23 protein-coding genes are annotated in these 26016 nt (G+C 38.5%); 9 read left to right on the top strand and 14 right to left on the bottom strand.

The window, feature by feature from the left end; genetic code table 11:
• The first annotated feature begins 3 nt into the window (after positions 1 to 3).
• Positions 4 to 738, top strand: coding sequence for a pantothenate kinase (locus ACINWC141_RS18720; RefSeq protein WP_009393946.1), 735 nt, complete (start codon positions 4 to 6; stop codon positions 736 to 738).
• 49 nt (positions 739 to 787) lie between these two features.
• On the opposite strand, the gene ffh is transcribed toward ACINWC141_RS18720, so the two are convergent.
• The gene (gene ffh, locus ACINWC141_RS18725) at positions 788 to 2203 is read right to left on the bottom strand and encodes a signal recognition particle protein (RefSeq protein WP_005048705.1); all 1416 of its coding nucleotides are present in this window, start codon (positions 2201 to 2203) and stop codon (positions 788 to 790) included.
• A gap of 140 nt (positions 2204 to 2343) precedes the next feature.
• On the opposite strand from ffh, the gene ACINWC141_RS18730 reads away from it, so the two are divergent.
• Both ACINWC141_RS18730 and ACINWC141_RS18735 read left to right on the top strand, forming a co-directional pair.
• The gene (locus ACINWC141_RS18730; RefSeq protein ID WP_009393861.1) at positions 2344 to 3153 is read left to right on the top strand and encodes a cytochrome C assembly family protein; all 810 of its coding nucleotides are present in this window, start codon (positions 2344 to 2346) and stop codon (positions 3151 to 3153) included.
• An 84-nt stretch (positions 3154 to 3237) separates the two neighbouring features.
• Complete coding sequence (locus tag ACINWC141_RS18735; protein ID WP_009393924.1) at positions 3238 to 4182, top strand: tRNA dihydrouridine synthase; 945 nt, start codon at positions 3238 to 3240, stop codon at positions 4180 to 4182.
• Between the two features lie 79 nt (positions 4183 to 4261).
• Here ACINWC141_RS18735 and ACINWC141_RS18740 read toward each other — a convergent pair whose 3' ends face one another.
• The 7 genes from ACINWC141_RS18740 to ACINWC141_RS18770 form a co-directional block, all read right to left on the bottom strand.
• Positions 4262 to 5215 carry a DUF6160 family protein gene (locus ACINWC141_RS18740; RefSeq protein ID WP_009393881.1) on the bottom strand — a complete coding sequence of 318 codons (954 nt, stop codon included), beginning with the start codon at positions 5213 to 5215 and terminating at the stop codon, positions 4262 to 4264.
• A 160-nt stretch (positions 5216 to 5375) separates the two neighbouring features.
• Positions 5376 to 7787, bottom strand: coding sequence for a DUF6160 family protein (locus tag ACINWC141_RS18745; RefSeq protein ID WP_009393867.1), 2412 nt, complete (start codon positions 7785 to 7787; stop codon positions 5376 to 5378).
• Positions 7788 to 7819: 32 nt separating this feature from the next.
• Entirely contained in the window at positions 7820 to 8545 is a 726-nt protein-coding gene (locus ACINWC141_RS18750; protein ID WP_009393898.1) for a DUF6160 family protein, read from the bottom strand.
• Positions 8546 to 8560: 15 nt separating this feature from the next.
• Entirely contained in the window at positions 8561 to 10693 is a 2133-nt protein-coding gene (locus ACINWC141_RS18755) for a hypothetical protein (protein ID WP_009393925.1), read from the bottom strand.
• Positions 10694 to 10918: 225 nt separating this feature from the next.
• Positions 10919 to 12220, bottom strand: coding sequence for a hypothetical protein (locus ACINWC141_RS18760; RefSeq protein WP_009393804.1), 1302 nt, complete (start codon positions 12218 to 12220; stop codon positions 10919 to 10921).
• Between the two features lie 297 nt (positions 12221 to 12517).
• Positions 12518 to 13087 carry a dCTP deaminase gene (gene dcd / locus ACINWC141_RS18765; RefSeq protein WP_003653416.1) on the bottom strand — a complete coding sequence of 190 codons (570 nt, stop codon included), beginning with the start codon at positions 13085 to 13087 and terminating at the stop codon, positions 12518 to 12520.
• Between the two features lie 114 nt (positions 13088 to 13201).
• Positions 13202 to 13795 (bottom strand): LysE family translocator, encoded by a 594-nt coding sequence (locus ACINWC141_RS18770; RefSeq protein WP_009393956.1) that lies wholly within the window; start codon positions 13793 to 13795, stop codon positions 13202 to 13204.
• Positions 13796 to 14158: 363 nt separating this feature from the next.
• Between ACINWC141_RS18770 and ACINWC141_RS18775 the strand changes: the two genes are divergently transcribed.
• Entirely contained in the window at positions 14159 to 14728 is a 570-nt protein-coding gene (locus tag ACINWC141_RS18775) for a DUF2062 domain-containing protein (protein ID WP_009393937.1), read from the top strand.
• A 32-nt stretch (positions 14729 to 14760) separates the two neighbouring features.
• Here the strand turns inward: ACINWC141_RS18775 and ACINWC141_RS18780 are convergent, their stop codons facing one another.
• The 3 genes from ACINWC141_RS18780 to ACINWC141_RS18790 all read right to left on the bottom strand — a co-directional run bounded on the left by ACINWC141_RS18780 (position 14761) and on the right by ACINWC141_RS18790 (position 17613).
• Positions 14761 to 15633 (bottom strand): 5'-methylthioadenosine/S-adenosylhomocysteine nucleosidase, encoded by an 873-nt coding sequence (locus ACINWC141_RS18780; protein ID WP_009393822.1) that lies wholly within the window; start codon positions 15631 to 15633, stop codon positions 14761 to 14763.
• A gap of 143 nt (positions 15634 to 15776) precedes the next feature.
• A complete protein-coding gene (apbC, locus tag ACINWC141_RS18785; protein WP_009393920.1) occupies positions 15777 to 16967 on the bottom strand; it encodes an iron-sulfur cluster carrier protein ApbC in 1191 nt (396 codons plus the stop codon).
• 145 nt (positions 16968 to 17112) lie between these two features.
• Entirely contained in the window at positions 17113 to 17613 is a 501-nt protein-coding gene (locus tag ACINWC141_RS18790; protein WP_009393902.1) for a hypothetical protein, read from the bottom strand.
• Between the two features lie 398 nt (positions 17614 to 18011).
• On the opposite strand from ACINWC141_RS18790, the gene metG reads away from it, so the two are divergent.
• The gene (gene metG / locus ACINWC141_RS18795) at positions 18012 to 20078 is read left to right on the top strand and encodes a methionine--tRNA ligase (RefSeq protein WP_034679201.1); all 2067 of its coding nucleotides are present in this window, start codon (positions 18012 to 18014) and stop codon (positions 20076 to 20078) included.
• 107 nt (positions 20079 to 20185) lie between these two features.
• Here metG and ACINWC141_RS18800 read toward each other — a convergent pair whose 3' ends face one another.
• The 3 genes from ACINWC141_RS18800 to ACINWC141_RS18810 all read right to left on the bottom strand — a co-directional run bounded on the left by ACINWC141_RS18800 (position 20186) and on the right by ACINWC141_RS18810 (position 21476).
• Entirely contained in the window at positions 20186 to 20521 is a 336-nt protein-coding gene (locus ACINWC141_RS18800; RefSeq protein ID WP_034679186.1) for an EF-hand domain-containing protein, read from the bottom strand.
• A complete protein-coding gene (locus tag ACINWC141_RS20415; protein WP_034679189.1) occupies positions 20502 to 20690 on the bottom strand; it encodes an NF038215 family lipoprotein in 189 nt (62 codons plus the stop codon). Before ACINWC141_RS20415 ends, ACINWC141_RS18800 begins: the two co-directional genes overlap by 20 nt.
• Before the next feature lie 162 nt (positions 20691 to 20852).
• Complete coding sequence (locus tag ACINWC141_RS18810; RefSeq protein ID WP_009393869.1) at positions 20853 to 21476, bottom strand: LysE family translocator; 624 nt, start codon at positions 21474 to 21476, stop codon at positions 20853 to 20855.
• Between the two features lie 178 nt (positions 21477 to 21654).
• Between ACINWC141_RS18810 and ACINWC141_RS18815 the strand changes: the two genes are divergently transcribed.
• The 4 genes from ACINWC141_RS18815 (at position 21655) to ACINWC141_RS18830 (ending at position 25969) form a co-directional block, all read left to right on the top strand.
• The gene (locus tag ACINWC141_RS18815) at positions 21655 to 22224 is read left to right on the top strand and encodes a TetR/AcrR family transcriptional regulator (protein WP_009393798.1); all 570 of its coding nucleotides are present in this window, start codon (positions 21655 to 21657) and stop codon (positions 22222 to 22224) included.
• Positions 22221 to 23864 (top strand): MFS transporter, encoded by a 1644-nt coding sequence (locus ACINWC141_RS18820; RefSeq protein WP_009393753.1) that lies wholly within the window; start codon positions 22221 to 22223, stop codon positions 23862 to 23864. The genes ACINWC141_RS18815 and ACINWC141_RS18820 overlap by 4 nt, the downstream gene beginning before the upstream one ends.
• Positions 23865 to 23904: 40 nt before the next feature.
• A complete protein-coding gene (locus tag ACINWC141_RS18825; protein ID WP_009393746.1) occupies positions 23905 to 25023 on the top strand; it encodes an HlyD family secretion protein in 1119 nt (372 codons plus the stop codon).
• 64 nt (positions 25024 to 25087) lie between these two features.
• Positions 25088 to 25969: a 1-aminocyclopropane-1-carboxylate deaminase/D-cysteine desulfhydrase gene (locus tag ACINWC141_RS18830; RefSeq protein ID WP_009393811.1), complete on the top strand. Its 882-nt coding sequence runs from the start codon at positions 25088 to 25090 to the stop codon at positions 25967 to 25969.
• Positions 25970 to 26016: the final 47 nt, after the last annotated feature.

The following is a 26016-nucleotide window of genomic DNA, read 5'->3' on the forward strand; positions in this document are numbered from 1 at the left end:
TCCATGAAAAGTTTATGGCTTGATATCGGGAACACCCGTTTAAAGTATTGGATTACTGAAAATCAGCAAATTATTGAACATGCAGCCGAGCTACATTTACAGTCCCCTGCCGATCTGCTACTTGGTTTAATTCAACACCTTAAACATCAAGGACTGCATCGCATTGGGATTTCTTCGGTTCTTGATACCGAAAACAACCAACGTATTCAGCAGATTTTAAAATGGCTTGAAATTCCTGTTGTTTTTGCCAAAGTACATGCTGAATATGCTGAGTTAAAGTGCGGCTATGAAGTTCCAAGTCAGCTCGGGATTGACCGTTGGCTACAAGTACTCGCTGTAGCTCAGGCTAATGAAAACTATTGCATTATTGGATGTGGAACAGCGCTTACGATTGATTTAACGCAAGGTAAACAACATTTAGGTGGTTATATTCTGCCAAATCTTTATTTACAGCGCGATGCACTTATTCAAAATACAAAAGGCATTAAAATTCCAGACTCAGCTTTTGATAATTTAAATCCAGGCAATAACACAGTCGATGCAGTACACCACGGTATTTTGTTAGGCCTGATTAGTACAATTGAAAGCATCATGCAGCAATCTCCTAAAAAATTGCTCCTTACAGGTGGAGATGCTCCTCTTTTTGCTAAGTTCTTGAAAAAATATGATCCAGTCGTAGAAACAGATCTTTTGCTCAAAGGACTACAACAATATATTGCTCATTATCCTAAAGACTAAAACACAGAACAAAATAAAAGGCGCTATATGCGCCTTTTATTTTATAAGTTTATTTCTTTTGGTCGTTGTTGCCAAACAGTGGGCCCATTCCGCCACCACCGCCGCCACCAAATTGTTTTTGCATATTGCCTAATGAACGCATCATTTTGCTCATACCAGATGGATTCGCAAATTTCTTCATCATTTTAGCCATTTGTGCTTGTTGCTTAATGAGTTTATTCACTTCAGCAACATCCATACCACAACCCGCGGCAATACGTTTTTTACGGCTTGGGTTCATCAAGTCTGGATTACGGCGTTCTTTAACGGTCATTGACTGGATAATAGCTTCCATTTTCTTGACCTGTTTTTCAGGGTTCGCTTGCTCAATCGCTTGCTGAATTCCTGCACCGCTCATACCAGGCAACTTATCTAAGAAGCCCATCATGCCGCCCATACTTTTCATTTGCTCAAATTGCATCAGCATATCTTCAAAGTTGAAGCTGCCACCTTTTTGCAATTTTTTAGCCATTTTTTCGGCTTTTTCTTTGTCGATTTTACGTTCAACTTCCTCGACTAAAGAAAGTACGTCACCCATGCCTAAAATACGTTGAGCAACACGATCTGGATGGAATGGTTCTAAAGCATCAAGCTTCTCACCCATACCTAAGAACTTGATTGGCTTACCCGTAATTGCACGTACAGAAAGCGCTGCACCACCACGTGCATCACCATCAGTTTTAGTAAGAATCACACCCGTAAGTGCTAATGCATCATTAAACGCTTTAGCTGTATTTGCAGCATCCTGACCTGTCATGGCATCAACCACAAACAAGGTTTCAGTTGGCTTAACGGCAGCATGTAATTCTTTAATTTCGTCCATCATGTCTTCATCGACATGCAAACGACCTGCGGTATCGACAATCAATACATCAGCAAACTGGATTTTTGCCTGTTCAATTGCACGATTAACGATATCAATTGGCTTTTCAGAAGCATCTGATGGAATAAAACCTGCACCAACTTCTGCTGAAACAGTTTCTAACTGTTTAATTGCTGCTGGACGGTAAACGTCGGCAGAAACAGTCATTACTTTTTTCTTTTGACGCTCTTTTAAGAAACGTGCCAACTTAGCGGCAGTTGTGGTTTTACCCGCACCTTGTAAACCAGCAAGTAATACAACAACGGGAGGCTTAGCACTTAAATCAAGTGTTTCATTCGCCTCACCCATCATCTTGGTAAGTTCGTCATAGACAATTTTTACAAATGCCTGGCCTGGTGATAACTGAGTCATCACTTCTTGGCCCAATGCCTCTTCCTTAACTTTCGCGATAAATTCACGAGTTACAGGTAACGCGACATCGGCTTCAAGAAGTGCCATACGTACTTCACGTAAGGTATCTTTAATATTGTCTTCGGTCAGCTGCCCTGAGCCAGTAACATTTCTTAAACTCTGTGTGAGTCGTTCTGTTAAGGTATCAAACATTGCAAAATCCGCTTAAAATGGCTAGTTGCAAAAAAATCTTTCTCGAAATAGAAAATTTATGCATAGAATGCTATAGGATACTTTAGTTCGCAGCGAATTTATATCTTATATAGATGAATTAATCCTGAAAAAGGTTTGACATGATTAGCCTCCCCTTGGTTTACACAATTTTGGCACTCATCGCATATACCACTTCTTTCTGGTATTTGTTTATTCGTTTAATGTCAAAACGTGAACCAAACCCATGGTTATTTGCTTTTATTGCAACTTTGGCACTTCTGTTGCACGGCACAGTTTTATGTCATGCCATGCTGACACCAGCCGGAATTAACTACGATGTTTTTAATTTAGTATCTTTTACATCGTGGCTTATGCTGTTGTTAAGTTTAATTTTTAGTATTTTTCGCCCTATTGTACCGTTAAACTTATTAGGCATTCCTGTAGCCGCTATTGGCCTTATTTTAGGTTTTGCATTTAGCCGACCAAATCAGTTTATTGAGCAACATTCCCTAGGTCTTGATACTCATATCATTCTTTCTTTATCTGCTTACGCAGTTTTACTGATGGCAACCATTCACGCTATTTTGCTATGGTTTCAAAATCGTGAACTCAAAAAGAAACAAAAAAAACGTTTTTGGGTCAATTTACTCCCGCCAATTCAGGCCATGGAGTCTTTATTATTTGATCTCATCATTACTGGGTTCATCTTATTAACGATTGCTCTCACTTTTGGTTTCTTGACGGTCGATAGCTTCTTTGCACAGCATCTTGCTCATAAAACCGTCTTTAGTATTATTTCATGGATTATTTATGGCTCACTCTTAATTGGCCATTACAAACTCGGATGGAGAGGACAAAAAGCGATTCGTTTTACCTTAATTGGTTTTGTGCTTTTGGCGATTGGTTTTATTGGTAGTAAATTTGTGCTTGAAATGATCTTGGGCCGTTAAGTAAATTAAAATTTCTTCGATACTAGACAGCGTTATACATATCCCGTATAACGCTGTTTTCTTTTTACTCAGGTGACACAGACTGTGAAACTCATACTCGCTCCAATGGAAGGTTTAACTGACCCGATCATGCGGGATACACTCACATCTGTTGGTCATTTCGACTGGTGTGTGACCGAGTTTATTCGCGTTACAGACAGCATTTTGCCAGACCATATTTACTATAGTTTCTGTCCAGAATTAAAAAATGACGGCAAAACAGCAGCTGGTACACCTGTTCATGTCCAGTTCTTAGGTAACAACCCAGATATGCTGGCAGCAAATGCTGCAAAAGTGGTTGAACTAGGCGCTCCTGCAATCGACCTTAATTTTGGTTGTCCTGCAAAAACTGTAAACCGACACAGAGGCGGCTCTGTTCTTCTTGATGAACCCGATGTTGTACATATGCTGATTAAATCAGTCAGAGATGCAGTACCTCCGCATATTCCTGTTTCAGCAAAAATGCGTTTAGGTTATCTAGATGAAAATCACACCATGGAAAATGCCCATGCTGTTGAAGACGCTGGAGCAAGTTGGTTAACGGTTCATGCACGCACTAAAGCAGATGGTTACACTCCCCCTGCCTATTGGGAAAAAATTCTGCCCATTAAAGAAGCTTTAAAAATTAATGTAATTGCCAACGGTGAAATCTGGAGCAATGCAGATGCTAGAGCTTGTCAGCAACAATCTGGCTGTGAAGACTTAATGATTGGCCGTGGTGCGGTAACGACTCCAGATTTAACCCAATGTATTCGTGAAAATATGAATGAGGCATTATTCAGTTGGGAACAACTGGTTGACTTACAAATTCGCTTTTTAAACGGTCAAGCAAAAACAGAAATTGGGATGGTTGGTCGTTATAAGCAATGGTTAGGGATGATGACGAAAGCCTATCCACAAGCTAAAAACTTATGGGACCAAGTTAAACGTATTAAAGCTTTAGATGAAATTGTTCAACAATTAGAACACACCAGATCAGATGTTATTTAATTCAGTATAACTATAAAAAGAGGGCGATTGTTTTTACAACCGCCCTCTTTCGTATTTCAGGTTAAGTTATTATTTTTTTCTAAAAGCCACTTACTTTCATTTTTAAGTCAGTCACTGACGCCCCAGTAATACCAAAACTCCCCATAGAACCGTTAGGCAAGTTATTAAATGTCGTTGTACTTTGGGTTCCCATATTTCCTAAAGTGACATTGTTAAGTGAAGCATCGAACTTACTCGATACGCCTGTATTTCCAAAGGTTAATCCAGTTGGATCAACCCCTGCATAAAAACCATCAAGCACAAAACCTGTTGCGGTATTTGTGCCCGCAAATTTAAATCCAAATGTAGCACCCGTATTATCAGACACTAAAGTAATTGGACAACCTGCAGCAGCAGAACAAATGGATTGAATTGCACCACCAAATTTAACCATCACTGATTGAGCAGCATGGCCAAGCTGAATATTTAAACGAGGTTTATTGGTTTGTACAAAGTTAATATCTAGATTGCCAGTAGAACGGATCAGTTCTTTTACCCCCGTATTTACTGTCGTTCCTGAACTAAAAATTGATTTTGGTGCATAACTTGTTAATGCATAATCGGATGGACTAGATAAAGATGCACTAGGCGCCATATAGACTGAAAATGGTAAAAGTCGAATACCGTTTACATCACTCCCCATAGATACAGCTAAATTTAAAAAAGGATTTCCGCCACCAGCATCGACATCCATTGCAATATTAAAAGAAGGATTACTCGATACAGCAGCTTTAATAAACTCTATGCCAGGAACCGGATTCGTAGAATTCCCTGCAATGACAAAGCCAGCCTTACTATTATACGAAGTTGAGGCAATACCGTTTGTATCAATCAGAGCGACTTGATTAAACTTAACTTTATCAGCCTGAATACCTAAAGTTAAACCATTTTGGCCCGTTGCTGCCGCAAGACTTTGATCATCTAAAGGCTGCATTGCAAAAACACTTGAACTACTGGCAAGTAGCAACCAGCACCCTATATTTTTATTCTTCATGTCGCTCTAATCCTTAAGAGACAAACGCTTATTATTTGTTCAGACTATCAGAATAATATTCAAGTACAAAGCAATTATCCCTATAACCCGACGAATGCAAATCCAATCACATTCAAAATAAATTTTTTATAAAAAGTGGCGATATCGCCACTTTTCTTTATTAGTTAAAAGCACCATTTCTAGGAACAATACTAAAGCTACTATTTAAACGTCCACCAGTAATTGCAAGCTCACCTAAACGTGCACCTGCACCAGTTGATGGCGGATAGAAGTTAATATCTTTAACACGTAATGCGCCGTCAATACTCTTATCTGGATTAAAATAAACCGCCGTATTTACGCCAACTTTACCTAAACCACTTGCACTATCTTTACCAACAACTAAAGCAGTATTAAACGCAAGCTTTCCAGTAATATTATCAAAGCCAATTGCAGAACCATCGATCGGATCACTAATTTGAACTGTATTTCCAGTTGCTGTGGCAGGCATCGTGAAATCGCCCAGTACAGTTAGAGCACTACCATCTGCAATTGAACTGTTTGGTACGATCGATAAGTTAAGATCTCCGCCTAAACGCAGTTTTAGACCAAATAAGACATCATTATTTCTGGCAAAGTTATCAATTGGTGAGGTACATGAACCGGTAGCTGGACAAGTTTTATATTTTGCCCCAGGTAAATACCCTGCTGCGATCTCAGTTGATAAAGCAAGTAGCATCTCTTTTAAACTAATATTAAGACTGCCATTTTCTAAGCCAATGCTTCCATTGCCTTTGACGAACATATCAATGTTACGTAAACCCATATAATAATCAGTAGGGTTACCCGCATTATTGGCATTTGGAGAACCATCGATTAATAATACAGAGGTTGTTTTGGTTCCAGTCGCATCACGTCCAGTAGTTCCAGCTGCAATACCAAAACCCAAACGTGAAGTCGTTCCAGATGCCGCAACAACATTCTGGACAGGTTTACCATTGGCATCTTTTGTATAGTAATAAGCGCTATTTGCTGGCGCGTCTAAACCATATACAGCAGCATTAGCATTTAAATTATAAAAAGGCAGTGCTAAGCCCCACTGGTTGTTTGCACCATTATCTGCAAACTGATTGGCAGGAGCGACATTCGCACTTGTCGTAAAACGACCACGTCTTGAAAATGCTTGAAAATCTGCTCCACGCATTGCAAGAATTAAACTGAATGGATTAGTAACCGTATCACGATGAATATTATGCTGATAATCAGCAGCTGTGGTTAAAGTGCCACTACCTAAACGGATTCCGTTTAAGGTTGCGTTGTTTGGCATTAATAAGGTTTTTGTATCAGCAAGATTTAAATAAATATTTCCGCTGTCGAAATAACCACGCGTAGCTGAGTTAAGACCGGTTAAATTGCCAAACTCGAAACCATAAGCATTTAGACCTGCTCCACCAATTTCTAAAGTGGTTGCTTTACCATCTGCACCTAGCATTGAATCATTATCTTTAGTGAATTCACCTTTCATACGAAAGGCGATGCCAGAATTACCTAAAATACTATTACTTGAACCTGTCCCCGCAGCGGTATTTGCCGTACCTAATATTGTTGAATCTGACGTACCATCTATCCCACGAAGTTGTAAATAACTGTTGACCATACGTCCGCTAGCACCTAAACGAATCAAACCTTTCGCATTTTGTGGGCTATTAGTTGCATCTAAAGCATAAGGGTTAGTTTTATCTACATTCGAGCTGAGCATTACCTCAATATTCAGGCCTGAATTGGTTACTTTGCCACTACTGTCAACATATGTACCCGCTGTTAAACCAGAAGCTGAATCTGCTACACGGTTAAAATCAACATAACCATAGGTAGTATTCGGAGTTTGCCCTACACCAGCAACATTAGTTCCAGTATTTGTCTGTAAAACTAAGCCACGAGTTGGGTCAATCAACATGGCTCCTTTACCAACAAAATTAAAGTTAAAATTTCTTAAAATTAACTGATTAAGCTGGCTGCGAGCATCTAATTGCCCTAGATAAATATTGGCATTATTAATACCAAGTGTCATGCTTGACTGGCTATTTGCATTAAATAAGCCATCTTGAGTTGTAAGTGCCAAATTTAAAGGAGAGGTCGTTTGAATAGCCAACTGCCCTAAAGTTGGCGAGCATGTAGCAGAGCTATTACACACTTTAACGCTATTTACGGTAATAAGTGATGGACTACTTTGCATAGAAAAGTCGAGTCCAGTTTTACCCGTAGTCGGATTACTTCCTACATCTAAACGGTAATTAGTGCTTAAAGGTTGGCTAGATGCATTACTTTTTTGGACTTTTACACCACTTGCTTGAGCTCTTAAAACCTGATCAGCACTTATTGGTGTGCCTGCATGGTCATCCCAGTAAGCATTATCAATATTAATTTCATTAAACGTAGTTTGAATCGAGATCCCATCTTGTCCATTGACGGCACTCAAATCAGCATCTGTTAAAGCTTCTAAAGCATAAATTTGACCACTCACTAACAACATGCTGGTTGCTAATGTATTTAAAATAAACTTTGAGCTGTGATTTTCTTTATTTTTTTTCATCACTTCAGTTCCTTTGAAATCTACATTAACCCTTAACAACGAGGATGGCTACCATCACAGCTAAAGACCATGACTTTGCCCTGAATAGCCAAGTTTCCGTTCATCATCAAGCCCATAAAACCAGTTTCACGCCCATAGTCATACGCCGATGGAGTTGCTGTAGCAACTTGCTGGTTCCCACTATTAGCAGTCGCAGCATATGTCGGTTTTTTGAAATATGCATAATCATACATATTTGCACTCGAGCCTTGAGCTGTTGTTGAGCTGGTAAAGTTATCTTGCTCAATTGATAAAGCATTAAAACCAAAGTTACGAATTAAAATTGGCTGTGCTGCACTAAAACTAAGCTGAATAGCTGGCTTAATTATCTCGGTATTGTTTTTATCCAAATACTTTAAATCAGCGCCATCCAAGCCCATTTTTTGAATATTTAAAGTTCCTTGTACGCCTTTAAACACTAGCCAAAGTTTATTACCGCTATCACTATTTTCAGCCCAACCACTTGGTTTCGTCGCGTCTGCTTGTACAAAACGTTTGTTAATCGCTAAACCTATATGACAAAACTCAACGTTCTCACACACACCACCACTACCATTATCAAATATACCGTTACTGGTCTGGTTTAAATTAAGCATTAAAGATAAATCCGCACCAGCTTGGCCATTAATCGCCTGCAAAGCATCATTGTCTAAAGTTTGCAATTCCGCATGAGTAACCGTTGCACAAAGAGCGAGGATTAAAGTACTTATTTTTTTCATATCACTCTCCTCCTCTTATAGGCCTTTAGTTGTTAGTTTAAGGTGCTGGATTAAAACACCGTCAATTGAAGCTGATCCTAAGTTATTTAAAGGACTAATGTTAGACAAAGCTGGAGCTTGATTGGCAGTTGGAATCACATAGCCAGTTGTGCCATTACTGCTACCAATTAGATCATTAACTACGGCATTTCTTGATGTTAGCCATGGAATAGCAGTATTGCTCCAATCACGATTTGAAGTTGTTCCGTACATTGGTGTTGAACCTGATGTACTTGTACATCCTAATGCACCAGAACAAGTCGCTGCATCTGCTGGTTTTGTTGTCGGATTGGTAATAACCCATGCACCAGTCCCTTTGTTATACTCCCATTGGTATAAGTAGCCAACAGTACTATAACCACAGTTCGAATTAAACAAACCACAACTATAGGTTTGATTCCATGTTTGAGTATTCTGTTGTCTTTGTTTAAAACGTACTTCTGTCATGGTGGCAGATGTAGTACCAGACACTGAGTTGGTTAATGACACTAAACTACCAGCTGAAGTTCCAGAAACTTGTGTTCCAGTTGAAATTAAGCGTCCAAAGGAAACCCCAATAGCTCCTTCCCCCGTATTTGCTAACAAGGTTTTTCCATTATCAGGACTATAAACTGTGCCGATCGAGATACTACTGTGCGTTGGATTAATACAAGAATAAACGTTACAAGTAGATCCTTTATAAGTCGCATCTGCACCAGAATAATCTGTATAAATCTGTTTATATATTTCTGGTTTATTCGCAATTCGCGCAATTTCAATACTAAAGTTTTTACCGTCTGAGCCTAAAACCAATGGTTGATATAAATTACCTAATACTAAGTTAATATTTGGATTATAAAGGTATAACCCTTCACTATCAGCAAACTTGGGTGCTACAGCACCTGTAGAGTCAAATGCTGGTGTATATAAATTATTTGAAGCATTCGGAGAATCTGAAGTTTCTCGAGTACTAAAACGTAATACCTTACTTGTATCATTAAACGCGATTCGTGTTTTATTCGATGTCTTTGTATCTGTTCGAGTTCGATTTTCTACATAGTAACGGCAGCCACGAGACGTACTGAAACTTCCCGTTCCGCTGTTACCACAATCTCCAGTACTACTGGTGCTTAAAGTAGAATTAGCACCAGCATGTACGGTTTGCCATCCGTTATTACTACTTGAGGCATATGTCTGTGTTTGACTCGTAACATTTTCAGTGACAATACTGGTGTTTTTACTATCGCCTGTATTTAAACGAACTAAACCAGACATTCCTAAAGTATTGTTATAAAAAGGACTCATTCCACCAGCAGAAGTCGCCCCGCCTAAGGTCTGAAACAGGCTAATCTGGCTACCGTTTAGGCTGAAGCCGTTTAAAATACCTTGCAAACGTAACCGGTTAGCACGAGTTGTATCAATACTTGTTCCAATTAATCCATTGCTATTGCCATATTGAAATTGAGCTAGAGAGCCATCCGTTGTAGCGACAACATTTGGATTGCGTACAAAGGCATCAGCCCAGAGACCCAGTTTCAAATTATATGCATCGGCTCCCTCTGCACCATCAATTGTTGGCTGATAAAGAGGAGCCTCTAAAGATAAATACGTGACTGGATAAAGAGAACTATCGGTAGTACTAAAATTAGGAACATTTGTAGCAGTTTTTACTTTGAATATCCATGGATTGGCACCTGTACCCCAACTCGAAATCGCTGCTGCGGCTGAGGTATTAGCAATACGTGAATTTGCATCACCATCCGACTTGGATAATGCTAAGCCATACAGAAAGATATCAGCTTTACCTACTGCACGATCTTCTGGTCCGACACTACCATTACCACTCGTATCAGCTGCAGCAACACTCAAAGGGCCAACAGGCACATAGTTAATGTAACCAGTATCTTTACTACGATCAGTAATAATTTGATTTACAGATTCATTTGGGCCAGCACCACGAAACACCATAAATGTATTTTGAGGTAATATCGCAATACCCTCACCCGTAGTTTCACTTAAACCAGCATCTGAAAGTTCTTCAAGAGCAAAGCTAGACTGACTTAAAAAAAGTCCAATTAAACTTGCTAAAACGGTTTTTTGAAAACATACCGTATAATTAAGTGTAGTCATCGTGACCTTCCTGTTTTATACGATGCTGTGCACCATATTTCTTTTTCTTTAACAGTCCTTAAAGCAAGATAGAATCATTTCCTTTTCATCTTGCAAGGTGCAACCATTTAAAATTGCCAACCTTTCCACATTTCCATTATGCTGAATATTTATTCAAATGCAAAATTAAATGAACAAAAATACATTTTTCCGATGAATGAAAAATGGTCCGAGTACTTAAATTAATCAACAGAATTTTAAAGAACCATAACAGTTAGCTGAAAAACTCTGTTTTTGTAATACAACATTGGTTAATCCCATTGAAGCTGGTGTTTTTCCTGTTAAATCAACAGTGCCAATTGGAAGATTACCTAAAAGTAAACAATTATATGCAAGTGCTCCGCATGGAACAGGATTATTATTTAGGTATGAGCTGACTTGTCCTAATGCATCATTAATAGTAGCTAAAGCAATATCAACATTCCCTGTAGGAGTAATTTGTCCAATATCAATTGGGTTCGTAAGTTCTAACCACCATCCTGTTTGAGCAGTCGATGCCGCCTCTGGCCACAAAATATTTACACCCTGTACAGATAGGTAACCAGCAGATCCATTTAATTGTGCAGCATGGAAATAACCCAGACTTTGTTTAATTGCTACATTTACATCTAAATTATTTACTGTTCCTGTTACATTACCAGAAATCGCAACTGGAAGACCTAGTACTGATGCAGTTGCATCTAAAGTTCCTGTAACGGAAATTCCTCCGACCCTTGCAGTTGCATTTAAATTAGCCGTATTAATACGCTTACCCGTAATAATCTGCTGCCCCATTGATAATGTCCCTGTACCAGCACCTAAGTTTAGATTATAAGAATTCGATGTAAACGGAACTGTATATACATTACCTAGAACTTGCGCTCGCCCAGTGATTGGTGTGCCTGTCTCATCTTGGGTAATACCATAGTAAGGATTCGTAGTTACTGTCCCCCCTGTTGGTTTAGTTACCATATATCCACTTAATGAATTAATACCAGTGGAAGCATCACCATTTTCTAAACCAAAAGTAAGTAAGCCAGAAAGTGACTTAGCACTTAATCGGAAACCTTGAATCTCACGAGTAGAAGCTGAATCTGGATTTTTAACAGCGAACTCTAAAAATGGATTGGTAATAACAGCAGAAGACGAAGCACGTTCAGTGCTCGTACTATCTACAGTACCACCACTTAAGCTTAGATAATCGATATCAATGTCACAAGCACCTGCTCCATTTACGCCACCACAACCTAACTGTAATCTTCTAATATTGGCATTAAGTTCTAATTGAGCATCTAGAGCGAGTCGATAAAACCCCATATTTCCATTTGAACTTGAGTTACTTGCTGAATCCGTAGGTGCAATATAAGACATACCCATTAAGGCTTGCCCGCGAGTTGCGGATAGTTCAGCATCTGACATAGGCACTAATGTAGAAGCAGCATAAGCTGAAGAAAAGCATAAGCTTCCGAGTGTCAATAGTGCTACTCGAAGAGACGTAAACTGTCGCATGGCCGACCTCCGTATCCGTGGGGGCATAATCCTGTTTAATTTCTTTTTATTTGGTTTGCCTAAATTTAGTAGATATCTAAACAATTACTACTAAAAGACAACCGATACATTTGCTTTTAAATTCTGTGATGCAGAACAAAAAAACAAATCAATTATTGATCATATTATATTATTTTTTACAAAAGGAAACTGTCATTTATCACTATTCCGATAAACGCACCTCATGTAAATTTTATTCATAAAATTGGGCCACCTAAGCGACCCCTTATTTTAAAACTCTTCTTTATCTAAGAAAAATTATGTCTTAGGAAGTGTAACGCCTGTTTGACCTTGGTATTTACCACCACGGTCTTTATAAGATGTTTCACATACTTCATCACTTTCAAAGAATAACATCTGTGCTACACCTTCTCCTGCATAAATACGGGCAGGTAAATTAGTGGTGTTTGAAAATTCTAAGGTTACGTGACCTTCCCATTCAGGTTCTAACGGAGTTACGTTCACAATGATACCACAACGAGCATAGGTTGATTTACCTAAGCACACGGTCAACACATTGCGAGGAATACGGAAATATTCGATTGTACGCGCTAAAGCAAATGAGTTTGGCGGAATAATACAAACGTCAGACTCAATATCGATAAAACTTTTGTCATCAAAATTCTTTGGATCGACAATTGCTGAATGTACGTTAGTAAAAACCTTAAATTCACGGGCACAGCGTACATCATAACCATAGCTAGAGACCCCGTAGGAAATCAACTTTTCACCATTTTCATCAAAACGGACTTGATTCTCTGCATAAGGTTCAATCATGCCGTGTTTTTCGCTCATCTCGCGAATCCAACGATCAGACTTAATAGCCATGTATTTTCTATCCAAAAGGTAAGTTCATTGATTTCGACGTACTTTAACTTAAAAAAGCAATTATGAAAACAACGCAAAGCTACTCAAACAAATAAGAATAGCTCAGCGGTACCTTTAAAGGTTCAGTAAAGCAGAATAACTAATTGGAATTGAAAAGCTGACTAAAACAAGTGAAGCAGTTTTTTGTAAATTAGTTTGATTTAACCAACCCACTTTCTTAGACGCTAAAACTGAACCTAAGAAAATCCAAAATAAAGCAATTGGTGTAATAAGCGCTAAGTAAGCCATCATGTGAACCAAATAAATATGAAAATCACTCCATGCAGCTACAGGAAAAATTGCTGAAGCAAAGAGCAAAGCTTTTGGGTTCAATAAGGTTGCGCAAAATAATTCACGAGTACGAATCGTAGGCTGGTTGAATTCTACTTCTTGATTTGCCGTATGCCATAACTTAATGGCTAAGAAAATAATATAGCAAGCACTCAGTAGCTTAAGAATAGGCGGTAGCAAGGGCAATGTGGTTGACACTTTCCCAATCAGCATTCCCCAGGCAGAAATAGAGATCACGTACCCCAAAACTTCTGCTGGAATAAGTTTTACTGACTTCCTTAATCCTACTTGTACGCCTGACGAAGCAAGTAAAGTGTTAGTTGGACCAGGTGTAAGTAAAATTGTGGCTACTAAGCCAATAAAAAGCCATGAAATCATTGAATGACCTCACAATATAGTCATCTCAGATTAATAGATATCCTGTCATATGGCAAAAGGTAATTGTAAGACAAAATTTTTAAAATCGTTTTTTAATTTAAAATAAAAATAATAAAAACATAAGCTTATTTAATTATCACAAAAAATAGTAAAGAAAACTTTACGGTCAGTTCTGAGTCTTTTCAAATAGATTCTGAGTTTAGTAACATAAGTATTTTCATTTTAAGTCTATTTTTCCATCAAAATTCATTATAATAAAAAATATATAGTAATGGTAAGTTTAAATTTTAAGCTTTTAATAAGTTTCAATTCATATATTGTTTCTGATTTCTTTTATATAGAGCACTGCGCTCTACTATCTTAATGATTATGGCAAAGCATTTTTTTCAATCTTGGCTTCCCTCACCCGAGAAAGTTTCAAATATGAAATTTCTAAGGATTTTTGGTAAAAAGACCCTTAATCCTGTGCTTTGGTATGTCAATCGAAAATCAATTACCCGCGCTGTTTTTGTCGGAACTTTTTTTGGTTTACTGCCTATTCCTTTCCACAGCGTATTTATTGTGATGGCGGTCTTACTATTTGAAGTAAATTTACCAATTAGCTTAATGCTGGCTTGGTTAAGCAATCCTCTTACTTTAGTTCCAATTCTATATATTGGTTTTTGGTTTGGTGCCCATATTTTTCATGTGCATATGATCAACAAAGAAATGCTGTTAGGTGTATTGCACCAAATTTCCCGCTGGATTACTCATTTCGGACATGGTCACATTGATTTTAGTCTCGCGAAAATTTTAATGACAGGTCTGGTTGTCGAAGCTTTTGTATTTGCTGTCATTTTATATCTATCTACAGAAATTTTCTGGCGTTGGATGGTCATTAAAAACTGGAAAAGTAGACATCGCCATAAAAAGCAAGAAGAAGAGATTTTATAAAAATACCACTCTTCTTGCTTAGATTTAAATCATCATTTTGGTAGTTTTGATTTCATATATTCTTCAGCCACATTAAGTACATACTCTTGGCAAGCTTCTCCTGTACCTGGGTCATAAGCTCCATTATTGGTAATATTATTAGATAAGATTCGGATTCCTAGAAAAGGAACATTCAACTGACTTGCAATTTGTGCAACAGACGCTGCTTCCATTTCTTCAACAGAAGTTCCATAACGTTGATGGAAGAATTGAATACGATCAAGCTCATTATTCCAGACATCTGCTGAGCCAATCGTTCCCTCAACCACCTCACCTTTGTCATAACGGACTTTATGTGCCGCCATTAATAGCTCTTGATCACCTTCAAATTTACGAATTGCAATTGGCTCTGGATTAGACTCATCTGTTGGTAAAACATCAAAAGCTTCAACCCATGTGAGTGAGTTTGAACCAGCGCCTACTGGCTGTTTAGGAGTTCTAAACGCACCAATATTGGTCGCATATTTTCCTAAAACAATATCGTAAACGTGTAGATCAGGATCGTGCCCACCTGCTGTTCCCTGATTAATGATCGCAATCGGTTTATAACGCTCGATAGCTAAAGCAGTTGCCGCAGCTGAGTTACTCATACCCATGCGAGTTTTAGAGATAATCATTGGATAACCATTATAGGTACCCTTCCAGAATTTCCACCCACCAATTTCTTCAACAGTCTTATTCTCTAATTTTGAAGCCATTCTTTCTGACTCTACGGGCAAAGCACCCTGAATAATAATCGGCTGTAGTTTCTGTTTTTGTTCTTGAACGGTTGGTGTTTGAGAGTCGGAGGAGTTGTCGTCATTACAACCCGCTAAAAATAAGGCGCTACATAAACTGATTACGCCAAAAGCATATTTAAATTGCATTTTTTACCCTTTCTTTTAAAAAAGGGTAAAGTAGCAATCTATATGCCAATTTCAAGTTTAGCTTTGTTATTAAGATTCAGTAGCTTAATTTTTTATTTTAACCCGACAGTAAAAAACCCGACTTAAAGTCGGGCTTTAATAAGTTAAAAAATCCGTTTGTCATCACGTGTACGCTGAGGAATTTTTTCAATCTGCTCCCACATAGCCTTAGCAATATCACTATAACTATCAGCTGCATCATCCATCGCGACAACACTAGGTTTACCCTGATCCGCATGCTCACGGATCTGCGCATTTAGAGGCAAGCGACCTAATAATGGAATATGGTACTGTTCAGAGAGCTTGTCACCACCACCAATACCAAAAATTTGCTCTTCATGACCACAGTTCGAACAAATATGGGTCGACATGTTCTCAACGACACCTAATACAGGGATGCCAACCTTATTAAACAACTCAATCCCTTTTGTAGCATCCAGTAAGGCAACATTTTGTGGTGTAGTCACAATGATTGAACCAGTCACTGGGATACGCTGTGCAAGCGTGAGTTGAATATCACCAGTACCTGGTGGCATATCAATCATGAGTACATCTAAATCAGGCCAAAGGGTTTGATTAAATAGTTGCATTAAAGCACCCGTTGCCTTTGGTCCACGCCACGCGACAGGTGTATTGTTATCACCAGTTAAATGTCCAATCGATAAAACTGCCATTCCATAGGCATCTAAAGGTACAAAATTCTCACTTTCAATAAGTGGAGTTTTACCAGCATTGCCTAGCATTGTCGGAATACTTGGGCCATAGATATCAGCATCTAAAACCCCAACTTTAAGTCCCATTTTTTGCAAAGCCAGTGCTAAATTGACCGTAGTGGTCGATTTACCAACACCACCCTTACCAGATGAAACTAAAATAACATGCTTAATTCGAGGATGAAGCGGCACATCTCTTTGTTGCGGAGCGGCTTTTTGAATAGGAGGATTATTCGGATCTGGTTCTGATTTAGGTGAAGCATCTAGCACAGGAGGTAAATTTGAACTTTCTTGTGTAGGGCGCTTTTGTTGAACTACGTGTAAGTTAAGTTCTTCAATACCGCACTTTTCTAATGCACTAGCTAACTCATCATGGATTTGCTGCAAATGCTCTTTTTCATCAGGAAATGTATTTATAGTGAGTTGTAATACTCGACCTTGAACTTGAAGCTGACTAATGCGCTCTTTTAAAGCATCTTTTGAGTGCGGTAATAAATAATTCTGGAGTACGGTTTGGATTTCATCTTCTTTCACTTCTTGTGCGGGTGAAAAAACAGACTTTAGTGAAGAAAGCCAAGACATATTGTTTACTCCAAAAACAGATCATTACAGCTTAATGGAGATAGTGTAACAGTATTGATCCGCACTCGCTCACCTTGGGATGAATAATTACTCACTTCAAATCTCATCTTTTAGGTCAGGAGTGCAGATTTTAGCTTAAATCAACTTATTCAGCAGAATCATGATTTTTCAATTTATTTAACTTATCGGTTGCCGTTTTCTTCAACTCATCAAATTTTGCCGTTGCTTGAGTTTTTAACTCATCAAATTTTGTTGCAGCCTCATCTTTTAGCTCCGCTGCCTTGGCTTTGGCATCATCAAGTTTATGGCTTGCTTCAGTGCGTAAATGATCGAATTTGTCTTGCAGAGTGTGCTGAGCATCTTCAAGTTTGCCTTTCAAATCATGTGCTTTATCTTCAACCGCCTCTTTACCAGCAGCTTGTTTCTCTTTTACATTTTCCTTTAAATCATCCAAAGCTTTTTCACCTTGAACTTTTGCATCTGCCGCTTTTGTCTTTAATTCATCAACTGTATTTTCAACCGCTTCTTTACCAGTAGCTTGTTTAGCTTTTACGTTTTCCTTTAAATCATCCAAAGCTTTTTCACCTTGAACTTTTGCATCTGCCGCTTTTGCTTTTAAATCATCTAATTTATTTTCAGTAGTCATCGTTGTTATCCTCATAGTTAATTAAAAAATTACCTGAATAAGTTATTAGTTATACATCGTTATGGCTTATTTTCTGACCGTAACTGCAATTTGAAACAAAGACAATACAGGAAGATTCAAATATTTTTCGATTTGTTTATCTGTTCTAAAGAGAAACAGCTTCTCACTTTAAAATTCGATTTTTACAAATTCCGCTTGTTCCCTCACAAAGATTATTATCTCGCTATTCAAACATAGCTCTCGCTTTTTATACGGACAAAGTTTATTAATGTTTGCTTATCCCGCCAATTGAGCGTAACTCTCGTCTTGTGCTCGGGCAAAGATTATTAACCTTTGCTTATCCTCGCTCATCAGTTAAAATCTTCCACCTTATAAATACGAATGAGAGAATGAAATCCGTGCGTAAAATTTTAGTCACTAATGCCCTCCCTTATGCTAATGGTCCAATTCATATGGGTCATTTACTCGGTTACATCCAGGCAGATATCTGGGTTCGTGCCATGCGGGCAATGGGTCATGATGTGACTTACGTATGTGCGGATGATGCTCATGGTACTGCCATCATGCTACGTGCTGAGGCAAACGGTATTAGCCCAGAAGAACAAATTGCGAATGTTCAAAAAGAACACATCCGTGATTTTGATGGCTTCGGTGTACATTTCGATCACTATGATTCAACTCATAGCGATGCCAATAAAGCACGTTCAACAGATATCTATATTAAAAACCGTGAAGCTGGAAATATTGCAGTTCGCCCTGTAACTCAATTATTTGACCCAGAAAAAGGTATGTTCTTGTCTGACCGTTTCATTAAAGGTACATGCCCGAAATGTAAGTCAGAAGATCAATACGGCGACTCATGTGAAGTTTGCGGTACAACCTATAATGCAACTGAGTTGCTTAACCCACGTTCAACTTTAAGTGGTGCAACACCAGTTGAAAAATCTTCAGATCACTATTTCTTTAAATTGCCAAACTTCGCTGAATATTTACAGAAATGGACCCGTGATGAAGGTCGTTTACCTGTTTCAATTGCAAACAAACTTGATGAATGGTTTGAAGCAGGTTTAACCGATTGGGATATTTCACGTGACGCCCCATACTTTGGTTTTGAGATTCCAGATGCCCCAAATAAATACTTCTATGTTTGGGTAGATGCACCGATCGGTTATATGTCTAGTTTTGAAAATTACATCAAAACTAAACGTCCAGATTTAAACTTTGATGATTTCTGGAAAAAAGACAGTCAAAACGATGTTTACCATTTCATTGGTAAAGACATTGTTTATTTCCATGCATTGTTCTGGCCAGCCATGTTAGATGGTGCAAACTATCGCACTCCAACTGGTCTTTTTGTAAATGGTTTCTTAACTGTGAACGGACAAAAAATGTCTAAGTCTCGCGGTACTTTTATTAAAGCTGAGACCTATTTACAACATTTAAACCCAGAATATTTACGCTACTACTTTGCCTCTAAACTGTCAGATAAAGTTGAAGACTCTGATTTAAATCTTGATGATTTTATTCAAAAAGTAAACTCTGACTTAGTCGGTAAAGTCGTTAATATTGCTAGCCGTTGCGCTAAATTTATCAACAGTAACTTTAACAATACTTTATCTGCTGAATGTGCAGAACCTGAATTGGTACAAAGTTTTATTGATGCAGGTGATTCAATCGCTAGCGCATATGAAGCACGTGAATTCTCAATAGCTATTCGTGAAATTATGGCGCTTGCTGACCGTGCAAACCAATATATTGATGAGAAAAAGCCATGGGCTCTTGCTAAGCAAGAAGGTCAAGAACAACAAGTTCTTGATGTGTGCTCAGTTGGTATCAATTTGTTCCGTCAATTAGCTGTGTACTTAGCTCCTGTTCTTCCAACTTTGGCTGAGCAAGTTCAAAGTTTCTTAAAACTTGAAAGCTTCAATTTCGAATCACGTAAACACATTCTTGTAAGCCATGAAATTGCGCAGTTCCAACCACTCATGCAACGTGTTGATCCAAAAGCTGTTGCAGCAATGGTGGATGCTTCTAAAGAGTCTTTAGGTACTCCTGCTCCAGAAGCAACTAAAGCAACGGCGAAAAAGGACAAAGCTGCCGAGAAAAAAGCTGCCCCGGCTCCAGCAGTGGGTGAAGGTGAAATTATCGGTATCGAAGACTTCTTAAAAGTTGACTTGCGTGTTGCTCAGGTCGTTGAAGCAGGTACTGTTGAAGGTTCAGATAAGTTACTTCAACTGACGCTAGACGTTGGTGAAGCTGAACCACGCAATGTATTTAGTGGTATTCGTAGCCAATACGCTCCAGAAGACCTAAAAGGCAAATTAGTAGTTATGGTTGCTAACCTTGCACCACGTAAAATGCGTTTTGGTATTTCAAATGGTATGGTACTAGCTGCTGGAAATGGTGAAGGTATTTTCATTATTTCTCCAGATACAGGCGCGAAACCAGGCGATAAAGTGTCTTAATCTGCCTTAATAAAAAAGCTTCCTAAATGGGAAGCTTTTTTATTTTAGAAATTTAGAACTGAGTGAACCAAAATATTAAATAAATTTAGCAAGCCAGTGCTTTCAAATTATGACCACGGCCACCCTTCACAAGGGTTATTAAATAAAACATGTATGTTTCCTAGCTCCTCCTGTGTTAAATAACCATTCTTATTTTCATCTAGATAATGAAATAGCTCTGTTTGCTTGTTTTCACCTTGAAAACGTTTATCGGCAGGCCAGTTATAAGGATAGAAATCTTCAACACGTTGAAATTCTTTTAGGCTGTACATTCCATCATGATTTAAATCATATTTTTCCTGAAAAAGCTCCCAATCTAAAGAAGCAGGTTCACATGCATTTACCATATTCAAAATACAATAAATGACACATCCCGCAAGTAACCTAATAGTTAAATTGCTCATGATTATTCGCTTGTATATCGGAAATTTTGTAATCCTTTTCATGAACAGGAGTACCAACAATACTCATGCTCCGCTCATTTGCTGGCGGTTGCTTGCTCATCGTTCTCATCTCACATCCTGTAGTTAAGATGAGAAAAACTACAGAAATGCTCACCATTAGTTTTTTCATAACGTGAACCTCATTTCTTTTTGTTTTATTTATTAAGTTACCACTTTTTAAGTGTTTAATGACTAAAAAAGATATTTTAATTTGTATATATTTTACACAAAAATAAAGCCAGACTATAAATAGCTGGCTTTGGATTTTTTAGATATTTTAATTAAAGACTTATCATTTGAAGAAAATTAACTTTAAGCCTAATACACTCACAATACTTCCAGCAACCCGATCGACACCAGTTTTTGCCTTTAAATACATTTTTCTAGGCTTCTCTGAAGATAAGAGCATTGCCACACACGAGTACCAACCCGCATCAATCATGAAACAAATAATTGGTAATGCGACGTAATAATAATTTGGAATTTCTTTCGGCAGTAAAGCTGTAAATACACTCGCTAGCACAACTGCAATTTTTGGATTACTTAACTGAGTAATCAAACCATATCGATAGGCTTGTTTATAGGTCATTTTTGATTTGCCATCATTTTCCATGGCAATTGGTTCTTTGGCGTGTTTAATAATTTTAAAAGCAAGCCAAAGCAAATAAAGCCCACCACCAATTTTTAAAATTAAATATGCTGAAGGTACGGCCAATAAAACTGCTTGCAATCCCATAACAGCTAAAAATCCAAACAGAGCCGCGCCCGTCCCTGTTCCTAACGCTGTAAACAAACCATGTTTACGTGATTTAGAAATTGAATTTTGTGCTACGTAAATAAAGCTTGGCCCAGGGCTTATTGCTCCAAGCATCAATGCCATCGCAATTGAAAAAAGAGGAATAAGGGACTCAAACATTGTATTGACCTAGCATCATGCAATTGCGCGGTATTCTAACAGCTTTTTATGAAGCATTTAAAAATGCAGAACATATAAATGATGAAAATTGAATTTTCATGTTTTTACAATTTATGTCTTCACAACGGACAAAAATGTCCGTTAAATATATAGCCTTTAAAACTCCCCAATTGATGACATGAGTAAACGTCAAAAAATTGCTGCCCATAATCGGGATGAATTACTCAATGCAGCCGAAGAATGTTTCCGTATTCATGGCATTAATGTGCCCTTACAAGTTGTGATTGACCATGCTGGTGTAGGAAGAGCAACGTTTTATCGTAATTTTAGCGATCGTAAAGCTTTAATTAACGCGCTTTTAGAACGTGCGATTACACAGTTAGAGCAAAAAGCAGCTCATTTTCAACAATTCGAGGACGGTTTATTTCGTTTAATTGAAGGACATATTGGGCAACTTCCTAAACTCTCAATTTTGCAAGATTTTTGGAGAGTCATTGATCGACAAGACCCAATTATGTTAAAAATTTATGAACGGCGAAATAATGCACTTAACCCACTGATTGAAAATGCGATAGAACAAAAACTGTGCCGAGCTGATTTAACTGCTGATGACTATGCAATGGTCACCGCAATGTTGGGTTCTTCATTTCAAGGACATGAGCCAGAAGAACAAACTCGCTTAGCAAAACGAGCAATTGAATTACTATTTCATGGTATTCAAATACAAAAAATTCGAGGGATAGAATGAGTAAAACGCCTCGTTATTTAGAAACACCACCCGACTGGACACCAGAAGAACAACCGACTCTTCCTGGTTCACCGGCAGCTATTGCACACTCTTTACCTAAGCGGTTTATTTACTTCTTTATTGGTTTATTTGTGGCGCTTTCAGCAAGCTTAAGTAATGGTTTTATTACGGCAAATTTACCTTTAATTCAAGGTGAATATGGACTAACCCCTTCTGAAGCTGCTTGGCTGCCTGCAGCATACGTCATGGCAAATGTCAGTTCAAACCTGATTTTATTTAAAGCCAGACAACAATATGGCCTGAGAGTATTTTCAGAAATAGGGCTGGTTATTTTTATTGCCGTGCTTGTGTTGCATATTTTTGTACACACCTATGAAATGGCACTATTCGCTCGGATTGTGGCAGGTTTAGCTGGTGCACCACTCAGCTCACTAGGTATGTATTACACCATGCAAGCCTTCAAGAAAGCAGACATGGCAAAAGGAATATATATCGCATTCGGCTTTCAGCAACTTGGCGTACCGTTAGCTTGGATTATTTCTCCATTTCTTGTCAGTACAGACAGTTGGTCTGTTCTTTACACCTTTGAGCTCGGTTTAGCACTTTGTTGTTTAGCCATGGTCGTTTCATTGAAATTACCACGTAGCTTAAGAATTTATGTTTTTGAGAAGCAAGATTTCTTTACATTTGCCTTATTGGCTCCGGGTTTCGCATGTTTATGTATTGTGTTGACCCAAGGTCCAATTTTATGGTGGTTTAATAGTGAATGGCTTGCTTATGTATTAATTGCCGGTTTTAGCTTAGTTGTTCTAGGTTTACTCTACGAACACTACCGTGCTAATCCATTAATTATGACACGCTGGTTAGGCGCGTCTTCTACATTAAGATTTATCTTTGGTGCTTTTGCAATTCGACTTTTAATGTCTGAACAAAGCTATGCAGCTGTTAACTTCTTAAAAACAATGGGAATGGGCCCTGACCAGTTTGTTCCTCTCTACGTTGTCATATTGGTAGGAATTTTAAGCGGTACACTTTTTAGTGCACTTACTTTTTCACGTGAACGAATTATCTTCCACTTACTTTTTGCAGAGTTCCTCATTCTAGTTGCATGTGGACTAGATTATCACTTAACCAGTGATGTTCGGCCTGTGAACTTCTTTGCAAGTCAGTTCTTAGTCGGTTTTGCTGGCGGTTTATTTATTGGACCCTTACTTCTTATTGGCTTTGCTCAAACCTTAGCTAAAGGTCCATCTTACGTCGTGACCTTTATCGTATTGTTCTCTGCTACCCAGACTTTCGGTGGTTTGGTCGGGTCATCTTTCTTTTCGACCTATCAACAACATCGTACGCAAAACTATCAAGCCGAGATTATTAAAGATTTAGAACAAGCAGACCCTTTTGTCGCTCAAAGACTCTCTACCTATCAACGCAGTGCATCAATTACTACGACTGACCCAGCATTACAAACAGCTCAATCCATGCGCTCACTTAATCAAGTGGTCACTCGTGAAGCTCAAGTGCGCGCCTACAATGATGTTATTGCTTTAAATGGTATTTTTGCCGTCGCACTGCTTTTATGGGGTGGATTTAATATTGCACGTAGCAAATATCTCCAACGCAAAGGAATTAGCCGTCCTTAACGGCTTTCATATTTGATGAAATAGAAATTGAGATTGATATATGTCAGATGATCAAAACAAACCGGAACAAACTCCACCTCAAGCAGCTCCTGCTCCGGCTAACGAACCAGCACCTGCAAGTAAGCTTATTCCGACAAAACGCTCAACTTTACTGTGGATGTTGGTTGTTCTCATAGTTGGTATTTTAGTGATTTTATGGGCATGGAGAATCGGACCTTTTGCAACGAGTGTTCAGCAAACTGACAACAGTTATGTCAAAGGGAAAACAACAATTTTATCGTCACAAATTAACGGCTACGTTAAAGATGTAGTCGTTAAGGATTTTGATCACGTTAAAAAGGGTCAAGTGCTCATGCATATTGATGCCACCACTTATGATCAAAAAGTAACACAAGCGGCATCGGGTGTTGAACAAGCTAAAAATACTTTAGCCAATCAAACCCAATCTATTGCTCAAAAACAAGCTGATATTGTGGCTGCCCAAGCCAAAGTAGATCAAGCAAGAGCTCAATATGAACTTTCTTTAGCACAGCTTAGACGCTATCAACAGTTAGGAAATAGTGGCGCGGCTTCTAAATCTGAGCAAGATAAAGCCGCAGCAGATGCGGAAAATAACCTTGCCGCCCTTAAACAGGCAGAAGCCAATGTTTTAGTTGCAAATGAAGCGCTAAAAACAGCACAAGTTGCAAAAGCAGGTTTGGAAGCACAAGTTTCAAGTGCTAAGGCTCAATTAGACCAAGCGCAAACCACCAAAGACTATAGCGTCATTGTTGCCCCGATGGACGGCCAACTTGGTGAGGTGAACCCTCGTGTTGGGCAATATGTAGCAGCTGGATCACAATTACTCTACCTCATTCCACAGCAAACTTGGGTGATTGCCAATTTCAAAGAAACCCAAATTGCCAATATGCGGATTGGTCAAAAGGCGTGGTTTACAGTCGATGCAATGAAACATAAAAAATTTACAGGACATGTTGAGCAGATTTCACCTGCGGCGGGCTCTGAATTCAGTGTGTTAAAACCTGACAATGCAACAGGTAACTTTACCAAAGTTGTTCAACGAATTGCCGTACGTATTACCATTGATCCAAATCAGGAAGGGATGGAACATTTACGTCCTGGCATGTCAGTGGTTACTTCTGTCGATACAAATTCGTAAACAGCTTTTTAAAGTTCTCTTTAAAAAGCTACAATGTGATCAATCATTATTTTCTCAATTTCTAATGTTTGATCATATTGCTCAATCAGTTTTTCATCAACATATTCAACTCCCCTATCCCTTGCATCTCGACATTAAGCGGTTAGATCTAATTCACCCTCAAATCTCGGGTAATAAGTTTTTCAAATTAAAATACAATTTACTTGCAGCAAAACAGCAAAATTTATCAAGTATTTTGACTTTTGGAGGAGCCTATTCAAATCATATTGCGGCAACCGCTTACGCAGCTCATCTTTTTGGCTTAAAAAGTGTAGGCGTTATTCGTGGTGAAGAATTAGCGAGCAAACCTCTCAATCCAACCTTAGCAAAAGCCCAAAGCTTAGGAATGCATTTACATTTTGTCTCGCGCACTGAATATCGTTTAAGAGATGATGCAAACTATCTTCAACAATTAAACAATCAATTTCCTGAAACTTTCATTATTCCTGAAGGCGGTTCTAATGAGCTAGCAGTGCAAGGTTGTCAGGAAATTCTCAGTCAAAGCGATTTGCAAAACTATGATGTGATTTGCTGTGCAGTTGGAACTGGTGGAACGATTTCGGGGCTCATTGAACGAAGTGCATCTCATCAAAAAGTTTTAGGATTTTCGGCTTTAAAAGGTGACTTTTTACAACAAGAAATTCGGCAGTGGACCAAAAAGCAAAATTGGTCGCTGACAGATGCCTACTGCTGCGGGGGGTATGCGAAAACTTCACTTGAGCTGTTGGCATTTATCCAAAACTTTGAAGAGCAATACGCTGTACCCCTTGAACCGGTCTATACGGGGAAAATGATGTTCGGTCTGTTTGACCTTATGAAAACTAATTACTTCCCTGAAGGAACTCGCATTTTGGCAATTCATTCTGGTGGTTTACAGGCAGATATAAGAAATAAATCCCATCAATAACTTATGAGTTTTTAGGACGGATTGTTCACGATCGTGGTAAATGTCTT

Origin of the sequence: Acinetobacter sp. WC-141 (genome assembly GCF_000313935.1) — a bacterium.
Taxonomy (GTDB): Bacteria; Pseudomonadota; Gammaproteobacteria; order Pseudomonadales; family Moraxellaceae; genus Acinetobacter.

What these genes read in the sequence shown, in the direction of transcription:
- ACINWC141_RS18720 (WP_009393946.1), top strand. Translation starts at nt 4, where the DNA reads ATGAAAAGTTTATGGCTTGATATCGGGAACACCCGTTTAAAGTATTGG.
- ffh (WP_005048705.1), bottom strand. Translation starts at nt 2,203, where the DNA reads ATGTTTGATACCTTAACAGAACGACTCACACAGAGTTTAAGAAATGTT.
- ACINWC141_RS18730 (WP_009393861.1), top strand. Translation starts at nt 2,344, where the DNA reads ATGATTAGCCTCCCCTTGGTTTACACAATTTTGGCACTCATCGCATAT.
- ACINWC141_RS18740 (WP_009393881.1), bottom strand. Translation starts at nt 5,215, where the DNA reads ATGAAGAATAAAAATATAGGGTGCTGGTTGCTACTTGCCAGTAGTTCA.
- ACINWC141_RS18745 (WP_009393867.1), bottom strand. Translation starts at nt 7,787, where the DNA reads ATGAAAAAAAATAAAGAAAATCACAGCTCAAAGTTTATTTTAAATACA.
- ACINWC141_RS18750 (WP_009393898.1), bottom strand. Translation starts at nt 8,545, where the DNA reads ATGAAAAAAATAAGTACTTTAATCCTCGCTCTTTGTGCAACGGTTACT.
- ACINWC141_RS18755 (WP_009393925.1), bottom strand. Translation starts at nt 10,693, where the DNA reads ATGACTACACTTAATTATACGGTATGTTTTCAAAAAACCGTTTTAGCA.
- ACINWC141_RS18760 (WP_009393804.1), bottom strand. Translation starts at nt 12,220, where the DNA reads ATGCGACAGTTTACGTCTCTTCGAGTAGCACTATTGACACTCGGAAGC.
- dcd (WP_003653416.1), bottom strand. Translation starts at nt 13,087, where the DNA reads ATGGCTATTAAGTCTGATCGTTGGATTCGCGAGATGAGCGAAAAACAC.
- ACINWC141_RS18770 (WP_009393956.1), bottom strand. Translation starts at nt 13,795, where the DNA reads ATGATTTCATGGCTTTTTATTGGCTTAGTAGCCACAATTTTACTTACA.
- ACINWC141_RS18775 (WP_009393937.1), top strand. Translation starts at nt 14,159, where the DNA reads ATGATTATGGCAAAGCATTTTTTTCAATCTTGGCTTCCCTCACCCGAG.
- ACINWC141_RS18780 (WP_009393822.1), bottom strand. Translation starts at nt 15,633, where the DNA reads ATGCAATTTAAATATGCTTTTGGCGTAATCAGTTTATGTAGCGCCTTA.
- apbC (WP_009393920.1), bottom strand. Translation starts at nt 16,967, where the DNA reads ATGTCTTGGCTTTCTTCACTAAAGTCTGTTTTTTCACCCGCACAAGAA.
- ACINWC141_RS18790 (WP_009393902.1), bottom strand. Translation starts at nt 17,613, where the DNA reads ATGACTACTGAAAATAAATTAGATGATTTAAAAGCAAAAGCGGCAGAT.
- ACINWC141_RS18800 (WP_034679186.1), bottom strand. Translation starts at nt 20,521, where the DNA reads ATGAGCAATTTAACTATTAGGTTACTTGCGGGATGTGTCATTTATTGT.
- ACINWC141_RS20415 (WP_034679189.1), bottom strand. Translation starts at nt 20,690, where the DNA reads ATGAAAAAACTAATGGTGAGCATTTCTGTAGTTTTTCTCATCTTAACT.
- ACINWC141_RS18810 (WP_009393869.1), bottom strand. Translation starts at nt 21,476, where the DNA reads ATGTTTGAGTCCCTTATTCCTCTTTTTTCAATTGCGATGGCATTGATG.
- ACINWC141_RS18815 (WP_009393798.1), top strand. Translation starts at nt 21,655, where the DNA reads ATGAGTAAACGTCAAAAAATTGCTGCCCATAATCGGGATGAATTACTC.
- ACINWC141_RS18820 (WP_009393753.1), top strand. Translation starts at nt 22,221, where the DNA reads ATGAGTAAAACGCCTCGTTATTTAGAAACACCACCCGACTGGACACCA.
- ACINWC141_RS18825 (WP_009393746.1), top strand. Translation starts at nt 23,905, where the DNA reads ATGTCAGATGATCAAAACAAACCGGAACAAACTCCACCTCAAGCAGCT.
- ACINWC141_RS18830 (WP_009393811.1), top strand. Translation starts at nt 25,088, where the DNA reads ATGTTTGATCATATTGCTCAATCAGTTTTTCATCAACATATTCAACTC.